This is a genomic window from Pseudomonas sp. SYWMCR5 (assembly GCF_057197165.1).
On sequence record NZ_JBXUNH010000002.1, the window covers coordinates 874,480 to 894,130 of the forward strand.

The following is a 19,651-nucleotide window of genomic DNA, read 5'->3' on the forward strand; positions in this document are numbered from 1 at the left end:
GACCATGACCACGCAACCGAAAGAAAACTATGTGCATGAGTTCTTCCGCATCTTCTTCGCTAACCGCCAGTTGGTGAAACGGGTGTTCCTGATCTTCGCGGTGATCGCGGTGATCCTGCCGCTGGTGCTCAAGCAGAGCTTCGACATCACCGCCGAAGTCATCGTGCAGTCCAAGAAGCTGTCGCAGAGTGACACCAGCTCCTCGCTGGCCCAGCAGGCGGACCAGTTCATCCCGCCATCGCTGGCCGACATGGAGACCGAGAGCAACATCCTGCGCTCGCCCACGCTGATCCGCCAGACCATCAGCCAGCTGCGTCAGGAAGGCCAGTACCAGGCCGAACCCGGCCTGCTGCGGCGCACCGTGATCGACCCGCTGCGCCATGGCATCGTCGATCCACTGCATCGCCTGCTGGGCAAGTCGGTGGCCGACGAGCGCGACACCCAGCTCGACGAGCTCACCGACCAGGCCGTCAAGGATCTCAAGATCGAGACCCTGCCCGGCTCCAACGTCATCTCGGTCACCTACAGCGCCGATGATGCGCGCCTCGGCACCCTGTTCGTCGCCCGCCTGCTGGACAACTTCCTGAAAAACCGCCAGGACCTGCAGTCCAACGAGCTGCCCGAGACCTTCTACGAGCAGAAGAAACTGCACTACCAGGCGCGTCTTGGAGACCTCGAGGGCCAACGCCTGGCCCTGCTGACGGCGATCGGCTCGTCCGATCCGAAAGAAGAGATCACCTTCCGCCTCAATGCGATCAACACCGAGGAACAGGCACTCAACCTGCAGCGCGACCGCAAGCTGGAGAACCAGCAGTGGCTCGACTACCTGCAGAGCAGCCTGGCGGCGGCGAGCAAGGCGAAGATGGCCGACTACGCCTTCCCCTACACCTTCACCACCACGGTCGACAACGTCGCCTTCGAAGACCGCGAGATCAAGCAACTGGGCGAGCAACTGACCACCCAGCTGGCACGCTACAACGGCGATGCCACGGTGTTCCAGCCCGGTGCCGAGCAGATGGTCATGGCGCGTCAGCAGATCGCCCAGCTGCGCGGTCAGTTCCTCAAGATCGTCGAGAACCGTATCCGCGAACGCCAGCAGGACCTGGCCGTGACCCAGCAGGTGATCGATCAGAAGACCCAACGCATCGATGAGTACAAGAACCGCATCACCGAGCTGCGCGAGACCCAGAGCAAGACCCGCCAGCTCGACACCGAGATCGATGCCCTGCACAAGGCCTTCTCCACCTATGCCCAGCGCTATGAAGAAAGTCGCGGCCAGGGCCTGCTCGATGGCAGCCAGTCCAACGCGCGGATCCTCAGCGCGCCCTACGAGCCGGCCACCGCGTCGTTCCCCAAACCTGGCCTGATCATCCCGTTCGGCCTGGTCACCGGCCTGCTGCTGGCGATCGCACTGGTCTACGTCAAGGAGTTCTTCGACCACCGCTTCAAGCACCCTGCACAGATCGGCCAGGAGCTGGGCTTGCCGGTGCTGCTGGTGATCAACGACCAGACCCCGGCGTTGCCCAACCCGCACAAGTCGTGGTCGTTGCCTCGCCTGATGCACTGGGTGCGCAATTGAACGCTGCAGCTCCCGCAACCGGCCGGTTGATCCTGCACCTGCTCAGCAGCGGCGGATTCTACGGCGCCGAGCGCATGCTCCTGGACCACTGCCAGGCAACCCCTGGCAGGCACCGGGTGCTGTTCCTCGACGCGCCGCAGGACCTGGTGACGCGCTTTCGCGAAGCCGGCATCGACTGCCAGAGCTGCCATGGCCTGGGCGCACTGCTCAGGCAAGTGGCGACCCAGCGTGGCGAGCGGCCGTTGATCAACACCCACAACTTCAAGGGCATGGTCTTCGGCTGGTTGGCCGCGACCCTCTGGCACCTGCCACTGGTGACCACCCAGCACGGCTTCACGCCGCGCAGCACCAAGCAGCGCTTCTACACCTGGCTGAGCCTGCAACTGTGCCGCACACCCACGGTGGCGACCGTGGTGTGCGTGGCCGAGAGCATTGCCCGCATCCATCGCGAGGCGGGAGTTCCAGCCAGCAAATTGCAGGTGATCCCCAACGGCCTGCCGGAGCCCGTGCCTGTGGGAGCGGGCTCGTCCCGCGATGGCGGCGCCGCGGTGCACAGCCAGGAACTGCGCCAAGCCCCTTGGCTGGCAGGCTATGTCGGGCGGCTGTCCAGCGAAAAAGGCCCGGACCTGTTCCTCGACACCCTGATCCCGCTGTGCCAGCGCCATCCACGGTTGCACGCGGTGATGCTCGGCGACGGCCCCGAACGCGCCACGCTGCAGGCGCGTATCGAGGCGGCCGGCCTGGCCGAGCGCATCACGCTGCCGGGTTTCCAACGCGACATGCCAGCCTGGATGACCCGACTGGATGCCCTGGTGATCAGCTCGCGCACCGAAGGCACGCCAATGATTCTGCTCGAAGCCATGCAGGACGGCGTACCGGTGGTGGCCTTCGGCGTCGGCGGCATTCCCGACGTGATCGAACACGGGCGCAGCGGGCTGCTTGCCGCACCGCTGGCAGTCGATGAACTCGCTGCCCACCTGCAGGCGCTGCTGGACGATCCGCAACAGGCCGAAGAACTGGTTGCCCGCGCCCGCCAGACCCAGCGCGAACACTACCACCTGCCGACCCTGGCACAACGCTGGGCCCTGGTGTACCGGGGCACGGCCACGGAGGTTGTCGCATGATCATCCCCCTGTCGCTGGTGGGCCTGGTGGCCCTGCTGTCGCTGGGCTTGCTGGCCAGCCCCTACCCTTACCTGGCCCCTGGCGCCGTGGTCGGCCTGGCCGGTGCCCTGGTGCTGTACCGCAAGCCAGCCTGGGGCCTGCTGGCGATCGCCGCGCTGGTGCCGCTCGAAGGGCTGCTCAAGGACAGCATGGTCTCTGGCGCCAAGCTGATCGGCCTGGGCCTGGTGCTGATCCTCACCCTGCAACTGGCCGTGCGCCAGCTGCCTGCCGAGCGCCTGCGCAGCAATCAATGGCGATTGCTGATCCCGTTCATGGCCCTGTACCTGCTGAGCCTGTGGACCAGCGACAGCGTCGAGCTGTCCGTCGGCCACCTGCGCGAGCTGCTGGTCGGCCTGGTGGTGTTCGTCATCACCCTGCTGGTGGGGCGCGACCTCAACCTGCCGATGCTGGCCCGGCTGATCACCGTCAGCGTCTGCGTGACCTGCCTGTTCGCCATCTTCTCCAGCAAATACCAGGAGCAGGGTCGCGCTTCGGCCATGCTCGACCCTAATGCCTTCGCCCTGCTGATCACCATCGCCATGCCGCTGGGGCTGTGGCTGGCGATAAAGACCCGGCAGATTCCGCTCAAGCTGTTCTGGGCCGGCTGCTGCCTGTTGCTGCTAGTGGGCATGACCAAGACCGAGTCGCGCTCAGGCCTGGTGGTGCTGCTGATCAGCCTGGGCATCGTGCTGTACAACTACCGCGAGCAACTGGCACGCATCCGCCCGCGCCACCTGGGCTTCGCCATGCTCGGCCTGGCCATCGTCCTGCCGCTGGGCGCGGCGCTGATGCCGGCCGGCTACGCCGAGCGTATCCAGTCGCTGATGCTGCTCAAGTCCGGGGTCAATGCGCACCAGGACGAATCCCTGGGTCGGCGCGCCTCGTACCTGGTGGTGGGCAAGGAGATGATCAGCCACAGCCCGATGCTCGGCACCGGCCCCGGCACCTTCCCGCTGCACTACGCCGACACCGGTTTCTCCAAGGCCTTCGCGCCGGTCAACAGCAAGACCACCGACCTCTATCGCCGCGCCCACAACACCTACCTGGAGCTGTTCAGCGAAACCGGCGTACCGGCGGGGCTGGCCTTCGTCGGCATGATCGCCCTGGCCCTGCACAACTTCTGGCGGGCCCGCGCGGCCTGGCGGGCCAACGGCGAGCACGACAACGCCGACCTGATGACCCACCTGACCATGAGCATGCTGGCCATCGGGCTGTTCCTGATGTTCCTCAGCGCCCCCAGCCACAAGTACCTGTGGATGATGCTGGCGCTGTCCAGCGTGCTGCTGCGCCGGGCCAGCGAGCCGCGCACCGCGGGGGCGACGCCATGAACCAGGTGAGCATCGTCATCCCCATGTTCAACGAAGCCCGCCATATCGGCCGCACCCTCGAAGCCGCGCGCAAGGCCGCCCACTGCGCGGGGCTGGGCTGTGAGCTGATCGTGGTCGACAACGGCTCCAGCGACGATGGTCCGGCCATCGCCCGCCAGCACGGCGCCCAGGTGCTGAGCCTGCCCGGTGTGGCCATCGGTGCGCTGCGCAACCAGGGCGCACAGGTCAGCCACGGTGAGTGGCTGGCGTTCCTGGATGCCGATATCGAGGTGCCCGACAACTGGCTCGACCTGCTGCTGGGCCTGCAGCGCCGAGGCGAAGGAGATGTCTTCGCCCTTGACTGCGACACCCCACGCCAGGCGCCCTGGTTCGCCCACGCCTGGCAACGCCGCACGCTGCGCGCCGGGCAGACGGTGCAGGACTGCACCTGGCTGCCCACGCCCAACCTGCTGATGCGCCGCACCTGGTTCGACCAGGTTGGCGGCTTCGACGAGCGCCTGCGCACCGGCGAAGACAAGGACTTCACCCTGCGCCTGCACGAAGCCGGCGCACGTTTGCGCGTGCTGCGCCAGCCCGTGGTGCTGCACTGGGGCTTCGAGGGCAGCTGGGGCGAATGGCTGGGCAAGGAGATGTGGCGTCAGGGCAGCCACTTGCAACTGTTGCGCAGCCATGGCGTGAGCCTGCGCCTGCTGCGTTTCCCGCTGCTGTCGGTCGGCGCCTGGGTACTCGACGCCATGGCGCTGTCGACGCTGCTCGAAGGTTTCCCCCATGTGGCCCTGGCGCTGCTGCTGATCAGCGCCCTGCCTGCCCTGGCGCTGAGCCTGCGCCAGAGCCTCAGGCACCACGACACGTTGCTGACCCTGCAGCTCTGGGGCCTGCACTGGCTGCGCCTGCACCTGGCTGGCGCTGCGTTCATCCTCAGCCTGTTCAACCGCACCGCAAGGAGGCCCGCTCGTGGCTGAGATCATCTTCTGGTTGTGCCTGCTGTTGCCGCTGTACGCCTGGGTCGGCTATCCGCTGCTGCTGACCCTGGCTGCGCCGTTCTTTCCTGTGCGCAGACCCGGCCCGCTGCCGCCGCAGCGGGTCAGCGTGGTGATCGCCGCGCACAACGAGGAGCGGCACATCGAGGCCAAGCTCGCCAGCGTGCTCGCCCAGGACTACCAGGCCGCCGAACTGCAGGTGGTGGTGGCCAGCGACGGCTCCAGCGACCGCACCGTGGCGCTGGCACGCGCCGTGGACGATTCGCGGGTACAGGTGCTCGACCTGCCACGCCTGGGCAAGACCGGCGCGCTGAACACCGCGGTGAGCGTCTGCCGCGGCGATATCCTGGTGTTCACCGACGCCGACAACCAGTGGTCTGGCAACACCCTTGGCCTGCTGCTGGCGCCGTTCGCCGACAGCGATGTGGGGGGAACTGCCGGGCACATGATCATCCCCGATCCAGGCAAGGGCCTGAGCCTGGGCGACAGCCTGTACCGCCACTATGAAGCCTGGGTGCGCAAGGTGGAAAACCGCACCGGCTGCATGGTCTCGGCCGACGGCGCCCTGCTCGCCCTGCGTCGCCCGCTGTACCAGGCGATTCCCAAACAGGTCAACGACGACTTCTACATCAGCACCTGCGCCCCGGCCGCCGGCCAGCGCATCGTCTACGTGCCGGAGGCGATCGTGCTCGACCAGGGGGTGGACGAGGCCGACAAGCAGTTCCGCCGTCGCCAACGCGTCACCGTCGGCGGCCTGCAGAGCCTGGCCGCGCGCAGCGAACTGCTCAACCCGCTACGCCACGGCCTGTACGCCATCGCCCTGATCAGCCACAAGCTGATCCGCCGCCTGGCACCGGTGCTGTTGCTGCCGCTGCTGCTGGCCAATCTCTGGCTGGTCGGTGAGTCGCACTTCTACCACCTGGCCCTGGCCGCGCAACTGCTCGGCTATGCGGCCGCGATTGCCGGCCTGCTCGATGCCGGCCACCGCCTGCCCAGGCCGTTCCGCCTGGCCGCCTTCGTGCTGGTGACGCTGGCGGGCATGAGTGTCGGCCTGTGGCAATTCCTGCGCGGGCACAGCTACAGCCAATGGAACCCCGACCAGAATCGATGAGCGACGTACATGCCGATCAAGACGAAGATCAAACAGGCCAGTGGCTGGCTGTATTTCAAGTCGCCCAAGGGCCGCGCCGAATTGCGCGGCGCCGGGGTGATCCTCATGCTGCACCGGGTACTGGCCGATGATGCCAGCGCCGCCTTGGCGCACCGCAACGAGCTGTGTGTCGGGCCACGCGCCTTCGAAGGGCTGCTGCGCTGGCTGCCACGCCACTTCGACTGCGTCAGCCTCATGGACCTGCTCAAGGACCATGAGGCACCGCGCGGCAACCAGCGCCCCAAGGTCGCCCTGACCTTCGACGATGGCTGGCGCGACAACGCCAGCAACGCCTTCCCGCTGCTGCGCAAGCACCAGGTGCCGGCAAGCATCTTCCTGTCCACCGACTACATCGGCAGCCGCCAGCGCTTCTGGTGGGAAAGTGTCGGCGAGACCCTGTGGGGCAGCCACGGCGAGCCTGCACGGCACAGCCTCATCGAGTACCTGCGCAAGCTCGGCCGACCGCTGCCGGCCGCCTACTTCATGAACGACCGCTCGCAAGCGCGCAGCCAGGCCCTGGCGCACTACCTGCAGAGCCTCAAGAGCCTCAGCCCGCAAGCCCTGCAGCAACTGACCGACGCCTGCCCTGCCGAATCGCTGCCCCAGGCCATGGACTGGCAGCAAGTGCGTGAACTGGAGGACTCGGGCCTGGTGCGCTTCGGCCCGCACGGCGCCAGCCACGCCTTGTTGCCCTACCTCGACGACCGGCGCCTGGAAGAGGAACTGCAACGCAGCCATGCCGCCCTGGCGCACGGCTGCCAGCGACCCCTGCCGGTGTACTGCTACCCCAATGGCGATCATGACGACCGCGTGCGCGCACGCGTGGCGGCGCACCGCTATCCCTTCGCCCTGAGCACGCGCGCCGGCATCTGCCAGGGGCATGACGATCCGCTGGCCCTGCCACGCATCGGCGTCAGCCAGCGCAATGCCAGCCGTCCGTCGCTGCTGGCCTGGCGCATCAGCCGCGGGGGCCGCTCATGAGCCGCAACCATTACCTGCGCCATCTGGTACTGAGCATGGGCACCAAGCTTGCGATGATCGCCCTGCGCCTGCTGCGCAACGTACTGCTGGCGCGCATCCTCGGCCCCAGCGAGCGAGGGTTGTTCGCCCTGCTCAGCACCCTGCCCGACCTGATCAGCGCCGCCACCAGCGGCGGGTTGAACAGCGCCGTTGGCTACCAGGCGGCCAAGCAGCGCGACATGGGCCTGCTGCTGACCCAGGTGCTGGTCTACGGTTGCCTGCTGGCGGGGTTGTTGACGCTGGTCTGCGTGGTGCTGGTGCGCGCGTTCGGTGCCGACCTGGACATCACCCTGCAACTGGGCCTGCTGGCCTGGCTGTTGCTGCTGGCGGTGCCGATGACCGTGCTCAAGAGCGGCCTGCTGACACTGCACAACGCCAGCGGTGGCGTCGGCGCGTTCAACGCGCTGCGCCTGGTCGAATCGGCGGCACCGCTGCTGCTGTTTCTCGCGTTGTTCTGGATGTGGCGTGAGGAGGCGCTGGAGGCGGCATTGATCAGTTGGCTGCTGGGTATCGCCCTGGTGCTGCTGCTGGGCCTGTGGTGGCTGCGCCGCCAGCATCCGCTGGCCCTGCGCTGGGATCGCGGCGGTCAGCGCGAGCTGCTCAGCTACAGTGCCAAGAGCCACCCCGACCTGTTGTTCCAGCAAGTCATCCTGCGCTCGGACTACCTGTTCATCGGCGCGATGCTCGGCAGCACTGCGCTGGGGCACTACGCCATGGCCAGTGCCGCTGCCGAACTACTGCTGATCGTGCCGGAAGCGGTGACCACTCCGCTGATGAAGCGCCTGCTGCAACAGGACGCCGGCATGGAGAAACTCACCCCTCTGGCATTGCGCCTGACCGCCACGGTGATGCTCGGCGCCTGTCTGTGCATGGCGGTGATCGGCGACTGGCTGATCGTCACCCTGTTCGGCATTGCCTACCAACCGGCCTACCCGGCGCTGCTGGCCTTGCTGCCAGGGCTGCTGGGGCTGTGCTACGCCAGCATCCTGCGCCTGGACCTGCTGGGCAAGAACCGCCCCGGCACGGTCTCGCTGATGATGGGTGCCGGCGCCGCGCTGAACCTGGTGCTCAACGTGCTGCTGATTCCGACCTGGGGCATCGTCGGTGCCGCAGCGGCCTCGTCCATCGCTTATCTCGCGGTGACCCTCGCCATGTTGGTGCTGTACTGCCGCCTGAGTGGGGTGCCGGTACTGCACACCCTGATCATCCTGCCCAGCGACTTCGCGCCGCTGCGCCAGATGTTGCAGCGCAGGCCAGCATGAAGCGCTGCCTGCTGCTCTGTGCCCTGTGGGTGCCGCTGGCACCGGCGGCGAGCCTGCAATGGGGCGATCTCCGCGACGGCAGCCTGTACCTGCAACCCGCGCGCAACGATGAACTGCGCCTGCGCTGGCATCCGGCCTGGCAGGCCGACGCCAATGCCGAGCGCATCTACCTGCTCGACGGCCACGGCCAACTGCGCGGCGAGCGGGCGATCAAGGCCGAGGAGTTGCGCGGCGAGCAACGCTGGCCACTGACCGCCGACGCCGGCCCCTATCGCCTGGAGGTGCCTGGCTACAGCTTCCGTGGCTACCAGATCGAGCACAGCGACACCACACGCGCCCTGTTCGCTCCCGCCAAGGTGCACTTCAGCGCCGAGGTCGGGCCACGGGTCGAGCTGTATTTCCGCGTCAAGGCCGGTGAGCAGGCGACGCTGGCCGGCAAGTTCCACGGCGGCGTACGCGGGCTCTCGGCGCAGCGCCTGAGCGACGGTCGGCAGGTCGAGGTGGCGCTCAAGCCCTACCCCGCCTACTGGCGCTTCGACCAGCAGGCGCTGCCGGTCAGCCCCCGCGACGAAACCTGGCGCCTGCGCCTGCAAGGGCGCGGCAAGGCGGCATTCTGGCTCGATGGCAGCGCCAACCTGTTCGCCCAGCGCGCCGATCAACTGGGCGATGTCGCCAACCCTGCCGGGCAGGTGCGACTCAGGCTCCAGGCCAAGGTGCTGGGCCACACGCCGCTGCTGGGGGTCAACCTGCCCTACGTGCTGCCGCCACCGTCGAGCTTCGCCGCCCTGGATGCCCTGCGTCCGCAGGCGGCCGGCTACTACAGCTTCATGGACGTGCTCGCCCGCCAGCCCGGCTATGAAGACGCCTGGCGCCTCCTGTACCAGCAGCGCTTCGGCATCACCCAGGACATCACCCTGCTCGCCGGCACGGGTCGGCGCGCCGATCTTGCCGCCGACCGCACCAGCCACGACGGCCTCGATGCCTGGCTGGCCGGCACCACGCGCCTGGGCGGCAAGGGCCTGCACTACCTGGCCTTTGCCGACGAGCCCAATCTCAATTACCGCAACTATGAAAGCTACCGCGACTTCTTCGCCGGCATGGCCCAGCGCGTAAGCGCCTGGCCGGGCGCCCGGGAGGGGGGCGTGCGAATCGCCATGCCCGCCTCGTCACGCCTGCTCGGCGGCCCCTTCACCCAGGGCAGCAAGGACCTGCGCGGTATCGACTGGGCCCGGCGCCTGCTGCAGGAGCACGGTGCGCAGATCGATGCCCTGGCCTGGCACGAATGGATGGTCCGCGACCTGCTCGCCACCCGCAGCTACCGCGACAGCGTGCGCCAGGCCGCGGCCTTGGTCGGCCTCGACAGCCAAGGCCGGCCGCGCAAGGCGCTGCTGCTCGACCAGACCAACCTGTCCAGCGGCTCCAGCCTCAGCCCCTATGACCAGAACACCCACTACGCGGGCCTGTGGTGGGCCTCGGTTGTGATCAACGCCTCCGCGGACGGCCTGTTGGACATGCTCAACTGGTTCCATGTCGCCGACGAGCCCGAATGGCCTAAGGGCATGATCCGCGTGCTGGGCGATGACCGTTTCGAGCTCAAGCCGGTGGGCCTTGCCCAGCAGTTCATCCAGCGCCACTGGCTGCGCCAGGTGCTGGCCCTGGACAACGACGCCTTCGAGGTCGACGTGCTGGCCATGGCCGACGGCCGTCAGCGCAGCCTGCTGGGGGTCAACAAGGCCGAGCGCGTGCAGCAAGTCGACCTGGCGCTGGGCGACTGCCCCGCCGGCCAGCTCGAACTGTTCGGCCCCGATAACCAACCGCGCCCTGCCCGCTTCAGCTGCCAGCAGGGGCAGATTCGTTTTCAATTGCCAGGGCAGACCTTGTTTGCCCTGACCTGGAGTGCGTCATGAGACGCACCTCGACCTGCCACGAACAGGAGGCACCATGCGTGCATTGAGCAAGATCCAGGATCGCATCAAGCGCAAGGGACTACGCAATACCTTGAGCAGCGCCTGGCGACACTACGTCTTCTATCATTGGGAACTGGTGTGGATGGAACGCGACCTGGAAACCCCGGTGCCCCCGCACCGTCTCAAACCCTATGCGCCACTGCGCATCGAGAACATCACCGTGAACAACGTCAAGGCCTTCGCCAAGCACTTCGGCGACCGCGTCGAGACCATGCGCGAGCTGGCGGCCGAGGGCCACACAGGGTTGATGTTCCTCGATGACGACGGCGACACCGTGGCCTTCATCTGGGGCAGTGCGCGCCATTACCACGACCGCCATTACTACGGGTGCTGGTTCCCGGTCGGTCCGGGCGAGTTCTTCGAGTTCGGCGGCGAGTTGATCCGCAAGTACTGGGGCAGCGAGCTGTCGGTGGACTTGCAAGTGGCGTTGTGGAAGGCCATGGCCGCGCAGGGTTGCACCAAGGTGGTGGACGTCTGCGAACAACACAACATCCCGGCGCTCAAACTGCACCTGCGCATGGGCTATCAGGAGCAAGGGCGCATCATGAATGTCTACTGCCTGTTCGGGCGCTGGAAGTTCTTCCGCGAGAGCCGCTACAGCGAGTCGCGTCTGGAGCCCTTGCGTAAACCGGCGTCCGAAAACGCCACGGCTGCGGCGTCCTGACCCCGTGGCCCTGCAACTGAGCTGGTGCGCCTCGCTGCGCACCCCCAGCTTTCCCGCCGCCGGCTATGAAGCGCTGCGCCAGCGCGTGGCCGGCAGCACCCCGTTCAATCACCTGGGCTGGCTGCGCGCCGCCGAGGCCGCTCTGCAACCGGGCCAGCAACTGAAGATTCTGCTCGGTCATCTCGATGGCCGCCTGTGCCTGTGCCTGCCCCTGGTGCGCGAACGCCAGGCGGCAGGCCCGCTGAATGTCCCGGTGGTGCGTCACCTGGGTCATCCGCTGAGCGATCGCATCGCGTTGTTGCTCGACCTGCCCGCGCACCACGCAACACAGGTGCTCAAGACCATCCGCAAGCATCTTCCCCATGCACTGCTGCAATTGAGTGAAGTCGTGCAGGGTGACAATGAGGACTGGCTGCGCCAATGGGCTGCGGCCAGCTCGACCTTCGAGCGGCGCCTGAGCTGCCGTGTACCGGTGCACCGGATCAGTGAAGCCGATCGCCAGGAGGTCAGTGGCGACCCACGCTACAAGCTGCGCCGTGCACGCAAGCGCATCGCCGCCTGCGGCGCGCAGGTGCGCCGGGTGGTCGCCGACCGCCACAACATCACCGCCCTGCTCGATGCGATCAGCGCCGTGGAAGCGGCGAGCTGGAAAGGCGACGATGACGTCGGCATCTTCTCGGGCAGCCAGCGCCGCGAGTGGATGTACCAGGCCTTCACCGCGCTGGCTGGCGAAGGGCTGGTGTGCCTGGTGCTGCTGGAGCTGGACGGACGATGCATCAGCTACCGCCTGGGCCTGCTCGAGCGCGGACGCATCTACGACTACAACCTGGCGTTCGTGCCCGAACAACGCGAGCTGGGCAGTGGCCGGGTGCTGCTCGAAGAGTGGATTCACTGGGGCCTCGACGAGGGCTGGAGCTGGGTCGACGCCTCGCGGGTAAGCCTTGAAAACTCCAGCCACCAGTTGCATGAACGCCAGACCGGCCAGGTCGAACAATGGCGCCTGAGCAGCTACAGCTGGCGCCCCGACGGCATCGTCCTGGGCCTGGCCCTGCGTTGCTGGCGCTGGCTCAAGCCACGCCTGCGCAAGGCCCACAGCGCAGCCACCGTCACCCCGAACCCCACACAGGAGCGCCCGGATGCCATCCCAGGTCATAGTCAACGCTGACGACTTCGGCCTCAGTGCCCCCATCAACGCGGTGATCCTGCACGCGTTCCAGGCCGGGCTGATCAGCTCGGCAACACTGATGGCCAACATGCCGGCGTTCCAGGCAGCGTGCGTACTGGCCCAGCAGCCAGCGCTGAAGGGCCGGATCGGCCTGCATTTCAACCTGACCTACGGCCGCCCCCTGAGCCAGGCGATCCTCGCCGAACCGCGCTTCTGTACCGCCCAGGGCGAGTTCGACCTCGGGCTGCGCCAGCGCACCGTGCACCTGTCACGCAGCGAGCGCGAGGCCGTGCGCCAGGAACTCGAAGCCCAATGGCAACGCTGCGTGGCCCATGGCGTCATGCCCAGCCACCTGGACTCGCACCAGCACGTGCACAACATCTGGCCGGTCGGTGAGGTGGTTGCGCGTTTTGCCCGTGAGCAGGGCGTGCCGGTGCGCCTGGCACGCAACCTGGGGCACAACATCGGCCCGGCGAAACGGCTGTTCAAGACCCTGCTGAACCGGCGCCTGCGCCAGTTGAGCGGGGCCACGGCCGACTATGTGTGCACCCCCGCGGACCTGAAGGCGGGCCTGGCGCCGCGCGAGGGGGTGCTGGAGGTGGTCGCGCATCCCAGCGCGCTGGGCGGGCATGATTTTGGCGATGCCTACCTGGAGAGTGGGGAATCGTTGAAATCGTTGATCGATGCGCGTCTTGAGGACGTACCGCGGGTGGGTTACGCCACCGCGCTTTAAGTACCAGCCTTTCGAGGGGCGAGCGTCTCTTGCTCGTCGAAATCATTGGCTAATGGCACGTCGCTCACTCTGACTCCTAGAGGTTCTGGTCTTGCGCCACGAAGGTGAACACCTGACCATTGCCACTGGCCAGGTTCACGCGCACTACCGGCATGAAAACGCCGGTGTGCTGGAAGTAGTCACGCTGGATCAGCTTCGCCCCGGCCAGGCTGGCGCTACCGGAAGGATAGTAGATCGCCTCGATAGGCAACTCCCGAGGTATGTTCTGCGGCCAGGCACCAATGATGATTTCGTTGTGCGCACCAGCGCTGGCGCGCACGTCGATGTTCAACTGGAACTGCGCAGCATTGGGCGTGGGCTCCATGCTGAAGGCGCAACTGTTCGCAGCGCTGCCAGCGTAACGCGCGCGCCACGCCGCGACCGTGGTAATACCTTGCGACAAGCAACTGGCTCGACAGCTGTTCGGGATGCCGCTGGTGCCGGCATTGGCCGGGTAGGCGCAGCGCAACCTGACCGGATGCGTGACAGGTTGATCCAGACGATCGAAGATCAAACCCGGCTCATTGCTGGCCAAGCGCTGGACACCGGTATCGGCGCGTAGATAGGTGAACGAAACACCATCTCGTGAAATGGAGTTCTGCGTGGGGTTCCAGGAACGAAAGCCGGCGGAGGCACCGGTGGCGCGGATCAGCACACCATTGCAGTTGTAACTGGGGCTCGCATCGTAGCAACTGGCGGCGGTGTCGGCGTAGCGCAAGTTCAGCCGGTCGGCGACCTGGTAACCGCGGTACAGTTGCTCGCGCGAGTCGAAACCGAACACCGCGCTCTGTGGCAGGGCGGGGTCGAGTCGCAGTACCGGCAACCACACGCCAACGGCCTCGTGGTAGGCGCGCTGGTCCCGCTGGGCCGCCAGTAGGCCGTTGATGTCGCCACGGTTGTAGTACACCGCCACTACGGCCAGGCGCTCGGGCAACGACGTGTCCCAGTTGACCACCCGCAGTTCGCCAGGCCGGGTGCCGCCGTCATCGCCTTGCACGCTGTAGTCCTTGCCCTGCGCCATGGCCTCGAAACGGTTACTGAAGATGTAGCCACTGGGCTCGCTGACACTCATTCCCCCCACGTCATGTCGCAACCAACTGAAGCGCTCGGCACCCTGACCGATGGCTTCGGGGCCATGGGTCCAGAACGGCAGCGGCGCATTGGCAGGCTGCTGTCGCACCAGCACACCGCTGCAAAAATACGCTGGCCGATTACCTGCACAGCGCAGCGCACCGCTCTGGTAAGACTGGTTGAGAGCGACCGCCAGCTCTGGGCCGGTCAGCGCCCAGGCAACGGGGGCCAGCAGGCAGCCCAACAGCACACAACAACGTGACAGCCACGGCATTCTCACAAGAAAACCTCAGACATGCTCAGCGAGTGATCAACTGACCACTTGCTCTTCCAGGCGATAGGTCACCACCCCAGGGATCGCATGATGGAACGCCTGACAGAAGTGGGGAGTGGGGTTCGCCGCCCCTCAGCGAAGCAGCACACCGCAGGTCAACCGACCCCGGCGACCTGACGCAGGGTGTTGGCGTCAGTGCTCTCGGAGGTCAGGACCTGGGTGTAGGGGTGGTAGGTCCAGGCCGTGCCGCCATCCAGTGCCGCCCCCCAGATGGGGTAGTTCGGCAGCCCCAGGTCGGCCATCTGCACGCCGTATGCACCCTGGACCTTGGTGAAGTCCGCCTGGGTCGGTAGCTGCATGCCCGCGCTCTTGCACAGGGTGTCCGCGCTTTGCCAGGTAGAGCCTTGACGCGCGAGGAACTCCAGGCCACGAATGCCCTTGACCGTCAGCACATAGCTCTGCGGTCCGCCAGGTGATTGCGCGGTGATGGTGGTCTGGCCGTTGCGCAATGCCGTGACCTGCCCTTGGTTATCCACCGTGGCCACACTCTCGTCGCTGCTGGCGTAGCTGGTCGCCCCCGGAGCGATCCGGGTGAAACGCAAAAATACCGGCAACTGGCCAGGCAGCTTGAGTTCACCGTCGAGGTACACCGGCGTGAACCGCTGTGCCGTCAGGTCCAACTCATGAGCGCCCGCGAACCCCTGGTCGATCTGGAACGTCAGCACGGGGCTATCCCCTACCGTACTGACCCGGTAGAACACCTTCACCTGAGCAGCCAGGTTATTGGTGAAGTGCTCCTTGGGAATACGCAGCGTGATGGAGCGCCCCGTAGAGCCGATGGGCAGGTTCTGGGTGAAAAGCTCAGTCCCCTGGGCCAATGCCAGCACCAGCGTGAGGGTCTTGCCGGCATGCTCCGCCCCCACTGCCATGACCACCGGGGCACCGTTACTCGGCACCTGGGCTGGATCGAGCTTGCCATTGATCACATTCGCCATGGTGGGTACGGCAAGGCTATTCTGCGCTGCTTGTGCTTCTGTCATATCGTTCATCGTGTGCTCTCCGACAAACTGGCGCTGTCGAGCGCCAAGCGGCTCATCCCGTTCCGCTCGTTGACTGCGGCGTTGACCGCACTCGGGTCAGGGCGGCCCGCCAGCAGTCGCCCAGCAATGACCGGTTGCGCTGCCGAGCTGTCACCACCACCTGGGCCATTGCCCCAGGTGACCACACGCCCGTCAGTGGTCAGTGCGGTGAAACCGTGAGTGTTGGCATACACCGCCTGCACATGGGTCAACTGCGCAACCACGGCACTTGTATCGCCACCAGAGTCTGCACTGCCCCAGGCCACCACCGTGCCGTTGCGGCGCAAGGCGGCGAAACTCCAGGCGCTGCCCGTCACTTGAACGATATCTGACAGTTGCGCGATGGGCGCAGGCACCGTACCGCCATAGGCGGTATTGCCCCACGCCACCACATGGCCGTTGCGACGCCGTGCGCAGAACGCATGAAGGGTGCCGGTGACCTCGACGATATCGCTGAGCGCGGCGATTTCTGCAGGGACTGTTCCGCCATGGCTGGTCGCCCCCCAGGCCACTACTTGCCCAGCGGTGGTCAGGGCGCTGAAGGCTTGACCCGTGGCGCCTTCCAGGGTTTCGATGTCGTTACGTGCCGCAATAGACGCCGGTATCGTTCCGCCATAGGTGACGTTACCCCAGGCCACCAGGCGCTTGTTGGCCCGCCGGGCGCCAAAGGCCCCCCAGTTGCCCTTGACAATCTGGATGTCGCTCAGCGCAGCGATATCTGCAGGTAGGGTACCCCCATACTGTGCATAGCCCCAGGCGACCAATCGCCCATTCGCCCGTTGTGCAGCGAAGGCAGAGCCAGCGCCGAACACCGCCGTGATATCAGTTAGCGCGAGGATGTCCGGCGGCACCGTTGCGCCATTGGCGGCAATGCCCCACGCAGTCAGTCGGCCGTTGTTGCTTCCCGGCGTTACCTGGAGGCGGCCAACGAACACCGTGCTGTTGCTGCGAACCTCGAGGAATGGCTGTCCTATGTCTTCAGGTCGCAGGGTCCCGCCTTCGGCGGTATCGCCCCAGCAGGCCACGGAGCCGCTCTGCAGACGTGCTGCGTAAGCGCTACGGGTACCACTGACCTCGACCACATCATCATAGGTGATAAGTGTCGGAGGCAAATTGGCGCCATAGGCCGCGCTCCCCCAGCCATAGAGGCTGAACAGGCCAGGGGTGGGGTTGTCGAGCATCACCGCAAAGGCTGCCTGATCATTGCCCAGTGCCTCTTTACCGTTGCCGACGACATTGGCCGGGTTGAGCCACACCGCATCGGTGGTGCTGCGCACCCGCAGGGGCCGCTGGGGTTGGCGGTCGAGCCAGGTGTAACCTGCCGTCCAGGCCACATCGCCAGCGTATTGCCATTCCACGAGAATGGGCTGGTCGGTGGTCGAGTTGTAGGCACTGATAATCCGTGGCGAGCCCGAGGCGAGGGAGGAACTGGCGCCATAACGGGCACCGAAGATACGGATGGGCCCCGCACCGATCACCCGGCTCACGGAGTAGGTATTGGACGGTGAACTCTCCGGCGGGCCGCCAGCGGCGCGATCGATTCTGTATTCAAGGGCGATAGTCGCTCCACTGCTGGCGTTGATCACGGCATAGGGCACCGGTACGCGCAATGCCTGATTGTTACCACCGGTCGGCACAGGGACCGGAATCGTCGTGCTGCCGCCTGGCGCCGGGCTGACGATCTCGACCGTCACCACATCACGCTCACGCAATTGCGCCACCGCCTCGACGACCACCGTCGCACCACTGACCACGTCGTCCGGGTTGATATTACCCTCTATGGACTCGAGAACGGTCGGCAGTGGCAAGGCGGCGCTTTGCACGCGGATCGACAGAACCAGCGACTTGTCCTTTGCGCCACTCAATCGATAGATCGCATAGCGGACAGTGACGTTTCCATCGGCATTGGCGATGACGAAGGCATAGTCGATGGGCAGGTCCAGGAAACCACCATCCGCCAGCACGAAGTCAGACACCGAGGTCACCCCACCCGGCTTGTCGCCGTCCCAGAAGACCTCTACCTCATCGCCCGCCTTGAGATCGGCGCTGGCCGGCACCCGCACCGTCGCACCGCCGGTGACAACGCCAGGGTTGAGAATGCCGTCCTGGGCCTCCACGACCTCCGGCGCGAGCAAATCAACCTTCTCGCCGGCACCTACCTGCAACTCCAGGTACTCGGAATAGCGGTCCGGTTGTCCAGCCTCGGTGATCCGATACCCCACCAGCACCGCGCCGCCATCATTCGCCCGCAGTTGGGCGGGGCTGACCTCGAAGATGGTCTCCTGCCCCGGGGTGACCGGCACATCGTCGTAGTACGGCTGCCCCACGGTGGACGTCCACTCCAGGTACATGTCCTGGTCCTGCTTCATGTTCGTGTAGGGCTGTACGATGACCTCGATACCCCGTGGGTAAGCGTCTGGGTCCAGTTTGCCGCCGGGAACAAGTGGGCGCGTCGAGGGCGCGGGCAATGCCGCACGCGCGTCACCCACCTGCAGCACTTCATGCGCGGAATCCAGCGGCGTGTCCAGATCACGCCGCTTGAGCTGGTAGCTCAGGGCGAGGCTGCCGCCGTCCAGCGGGGCCAGGTTGGCAGCGCCTTGTACATGGAACGCCAAGGCCTTGCCCGCCTGGGAGGTACTGACAGTCTTGATTTCCGTGTGCAGCAGCGGCGTACCGTTGGCACGCGTCCCCAGCCACGTCAACGTCACTCTGTCCCCCCGCACGAGGTTCACCTGCGCAGGCACCTGGACGGTGGCCTCCACCAGGGTGGGGTCCAAACTACCCCCGGTAGCCTCGAGCAGGTCAGGTTTGGCCGGGACGGGGATAACACCAGCAATACTGACGAACGCACGCTTGGAGGGGGTATCGTCAGTGCCACGAGTGTTGACGAATGATGCAACGCCACGCCCGCCGCCCAAGGCGAACAGCTTGTCATTGGGAATGCTGAACACCAGCGTGCGTCCAACCCGACTTACAGTCTGAGACGGTGGGGTGACTTCAAGGGTTTCGCCGTGCGTGGAGCTACCTAGCCAGGTGACGGTGATCACGTCGTCCACCTCGAAGTCCGTTCTCGGCGTGTCCACTTCGATTTCCAGGTCAGCATCACCCAACGCATCCAAGTCGATGACATCTTCAGGATCGGCGCCAGGGTCAGGGTTGAAGATGTAAGGTGCCGGCAGCAGCCCGACACCGACTTCCGTCTTCAGCGTGCTGCGCTCAGACCAGTCGCTGGACGGGTTGTTCACCTCGTCGGTCACCCGGTAGGTCAGGACCAGGGCATCACTGTCGCCTGCGGCCCGAATGGTCGCTTCCGGCACAGTAATCACCACGGGTTTCCCCACCTCTGCCGGCTGCACATCGTGGAGTACGAACTCCCCGCCCCAACTCAGGCGGATCTGGTCGTACTCACGCATGTTCGGGTACACCTCAATCTCCACCTCGACACCGGCTTTCGCTTCGTCCTCACCGATGACGCCAGAGGGCGGGACTTTGGCTTTCGGCGGTACCAGGTGCTGATGGCCTGGCTTTTCCGGCTCGGGGTCGGTTCCGCCGGGGAAAATGAGGCGGCTCAGCACGCTCAGCGGCGTGGACTTATCTTCATTACCGCCCCCGGCACGGGTGACCTTGCACCACAGGTCGAACACCCCCTCCTTCACTTTCTCCGAGGGCACGTACATCGGAAAAAGCTGATCAACCTGCTCTTGGGTTTGAAGCCTGTCGGACGCTACAGGCAGAGTGTCATCCCCCCAGAACACCTCGATCCAGTCACCAATGCGCATGTTCGAGTAGCGCTGGATGATGATCAACAACCCGCGGGCATTCGTGTGCGCCATGTTGAAGTTGACGCCGACCTGGACACCTGGGGTTTTCACCGAGGTGATCTGCCCCGGGATGTAGATCCGCTCCAGCGCCGCCAGGCCGGCACCGCCCACGGAGAACATGCTCATCTCCTGCGTCGCCAGTTGCTGGTTAAAGGCCTTGATCATCTCATCGAGGGTCAGCACGACGCCGCCCTCGTCGTCTGGCTCATTGAACTGCGCGTCATTCGGCATGGCTGTCTCCCAATCCCTTGGACCCGGCATGTTTGGTCCGCTGATTGAAAAGCAGTTGCCCACATCGCACAACTGACAGAAATACCAGGTGACAGCGCCCATCAAACCTGGCCAGAACGGCCAGC

The 19,651-nt window shown here is 65.8% G+C and carries 14 protein-coding genes; 11 read left to right on the top strand and 3 right to left on the bottom strand.

Annotated features, from left to right (window positions below; genetic code table 11):
• The first annotated feature begins 4 nt into the window (after positions 1 to 4).
• From AC2CGW_RS09825 to AC2CGW_RS09875, 11 genes are read left to right on the top strand one after another with little or no spacing between them, the layout of a single operon-like run.
• The gene (locus tag AC2CGW_RS09825; protein WP_186665325.1) at positions 5 to 1,579 is read left to right on the top strand and encodes a GumC family protein; all 1,575 of its coding nucleotides are present in this window, start codon (positions 5 to 7) and stop codon (positions 1,577 to 1,579) included.
• Complete coding sequence (locus tag AC2CGW_RS09830) at positions 1,576 to 2,703, top strand: glycosyltransferase family 4 protein (RefSeq protein WP_484573957.1); 1,128 nt, start codon at positions 1,576 to 1,578, stop codon at positions 2,701 to 2,703. The genes AC2CGW_RS09825 and AC2CGW_RS09830 overlap by 4 nt, the downstream gene beginning before the upstream one ends.
• Positions 2,700 to 4,070, top strand: a complete 1,371-nt coding sequence (locus AC2CGW_RS09835; RefSeq protein WP_484573958.1) for an O-antigen ligase family protein — start codon at positions 2,700 to 2,702, stop codon at positions 4,068 to 4,070. Before AC2CGW_RS09830 ends, AC2CGW_RS09835 begins: the two co-directional genes overlap by 4 nt.
• Complete coding sequence (locus AC2CGW_RS09840; protein WP_186709610.1) at positions 4,067 to 5,032, top strand: glycosyltransferase family 2 protein; 966 nt, start codon at positions 4,067 to 4,069, stop codon at positions 5,030 to 5,032. The genes AC2CGW_RS09835 and AC2CGW_RS09840 overlap by 4 nt, the downstream gene beginning before the upstream one ends.
• On the top strand, positions 5,025 to 6,161 hold the full coding sequence (locus tag AC2CGW_RS09845; RefSeq protein ID WP_484573959.1) for a glycosyltransferase: 1,137 nt from the start codon (positions 5,025 to 5,027) through the stop codon (positions 6,159 to 6,161). Before AC2CGW_RS09840 ends, AC2CGW_RS09845 begins: the two co-directional genes overlap by 8 nt.
• 9 nt (positions 6,162 to 6,170) lie before the next feature.
• Positions 6,171 to 7,181 carry a polysaccharide deacetylase family protein gene (locus AC2CGW_RS09850; RefSeq protein WP_484573960.1) on the top strand — a complete coding sequence of 337 codons (1,011 nt, stop codon included), beginning with the start codon at positions 6,171 to 6,173 and terminating at the stop codon, positions 7,179 to 7,181.
• Positions 7,178 to 8,482: a lipopolysaccharide biosynthesis protein gene (locus tag AC2CGW_RS09855; protein WP_484573961.1), complete on the top strand. Its 1,305-nt coding sequence runs from the start codon at positions 7,178 to 7,180 to the stop codon at positions 8,480 to 8,482. The genes AC2CGW_RS09850 and AC2CGW_RS09855 overlap by 4 nt, the downstream gene beginning before the upstream one ends.
• Positions 8,479 to 10,389: a hypothetical protein gene (locus AC2CGW_RS09860; RefSeq protein ID WP_484573962.1), complete on the top strand. Its 1,911-nt coding sequence runs from the start codon at positions 8,479 to 8,481 to the stop codon at positions 10,387 to 10,389. The genes AC2CGW_RS09855 and AC2CGW_RS09860 overlap by 4 nt, the downstream gene beginning before the upstream one ends.
• Before the next feature lie 34 nt (positions 10,390 to 10,423).
• The gene (locus AC2CGW_RS09865; RefSeq protein WP_186709594.1) at positions 10,424 to 11,113 is read left to right on the top strand and encodes a GNAT family N-acetyltransferase; all 690 of its coding nucleotides are present in this window, start codon (positions 10,424 to 10,426) and stop codon (positions 11,111 to 11,113) included.
• A 4-nt stretch (positions 11,114 to 11,117) separates the two neighbouring features.
• Positions 11,118 to 12,278 (top strand): GNAT family N-acetyltransferase, encoded by a 1,161-nt coding sequence (locus AC2CGW_RS09870; RefSeq protein ID WP_484573963.1) that lies wholly within the window; start codon positions 11,118 to 11,120, stop codon positions 12,276 to 12,278.
• A complete protein-coding gene (locus tag AC2CGW_RS09875; protein ID WP_484573964.1) occupies positions 12,250 to 13,011 on the top strand; it encodes a ChbG/HpnK family deacetylase in 762 nt (253 codons plus the stop codon). Before AC2CGW_RS09870 ends, AC2CGW_RS09875 begins: the two co-directional genes overlap by 29 nt.
• Before the next feature lie 76 nt (positions 13,012 to 13,087).
• Here the strand turns inward: AC2CGW_RS09875 and AC2CGW_RS09880 are convergent, their stop codons facing one another.
• From AC2CGW_RS09880 to AC2CGW_RS09890, 3 genes are all read right to left on the bottom strand, one after another.
• Entirely contained in the window at positions 13,088 to 14,401 is a 1,314-nt protein-coding gene (locus AC2CGW_RS09880; RefSeq protein WP_484573965.1) for a hypothetical protein, read from the bottom strand.
• 149 nt (positions 14,402 to 14,550) lie between these two features.
• Positions 14,551 to 15,444: an Ig-like domain-containing protein gene (locus AC2CGW_RS09885; protein ID WP_186665338.1), complete on the bottom strand. Its 894-nt coding sequence runs from the start codon at positions 15,442 to 15,444 to the stop codon at positions 14,551 to 14,553.
• Positions 15,441 to 19,526 (bottom strand): RCC1 domain-containing protein, encoded by a 4,086-nt coding sequence (locus AC2CGW_RS09890; RefSeq protein WP_484573966.1) that lies wholly within the window; start codon positions 19,524 to 19,526, stop codon positions 15,441 to 15,443. The genes AC2CGW_RS09885 and AC2CGW_RS09890 overlap by 4 nt, the downstream gene beginning before the upstream one ends.
• Positions 19,527 to 19,651 lie beyond the last annotated feature (125 nt).

Bases quoted from the DNA above. Each gene is read 5' to 3' on its own strand.
- AC2CGW_RS09825 (WP_186665325.1), top strand. From the start codon at position 5: ATGACCACGCAACCGAAAGAAAACTATGTGCATGAGTTCTTCCGCATC.
- AC2CGW_RS09835 (WP_484573958.1), top strand. From the start codon at position 2,700: ATGATCATCCCCCTGTCGCTGGTGGGCCTGGTGGCCCTGCTGTCGCTG.
- AC2CGW_RS09840 (WP_186709610.1), top strand. From the start codon at position 4,067: ATGAACCAGGTGAGCATCGTCATCCCCATGTTCAACGAAGCCCGCCAT.
- AC2CGW_RS09850 (WP_484573960.1), top strand. From the start codon at position 6,171: ATGCCGATCAAGACGAAGATCAAACAGGCCAGTGGCTGGCTGTATTTC.
- AC2CGW_RS09855 (WP_484573961.1), top strand. From the start codon at position 7,178: ATGAGCCGCAACCATTACCTGCGCCATCTGGTACTGAGCATGGGCACC.
- AC2CGW_RS09860 (WP_484573962.1), top strand. From the start codon at position 8,479: ATGAAGCGCTGCCTGCTGCTCTGTGCCCTGTGGGTGCCGCTGGCACCG.
- AC2CGW_RS09865 (WP_186709594.1), top strand. From the start codon at position 10,424: ATGCGTGCATTGAGCAAGATCCAGGATCGCATCAAGCGCAAGGGACTA.
- AC2CGW_RS09875 (WP_484573964.1), top strand. From the start codon at position 12,250: ATGCCATCCCAGGTCATAGTCAACGCTGACGACTTCGGCCTCAGTGCC.
- AC2CGW_RS09885 (WP_186665338.1), bottom strand. From the start codon at position 15,444: ATGAACGATATGACAGAAGCACAAGCAGCGCAGAATAGCCTTGCCGTA.
- AC2CGW_RS09890 (WP_484573966.1), bottom strand. From the start codon at position 19,526: ATGCCGAATGACGCGCAGTTCAATGAGCCAGACGACGAGGGCGGCGTC.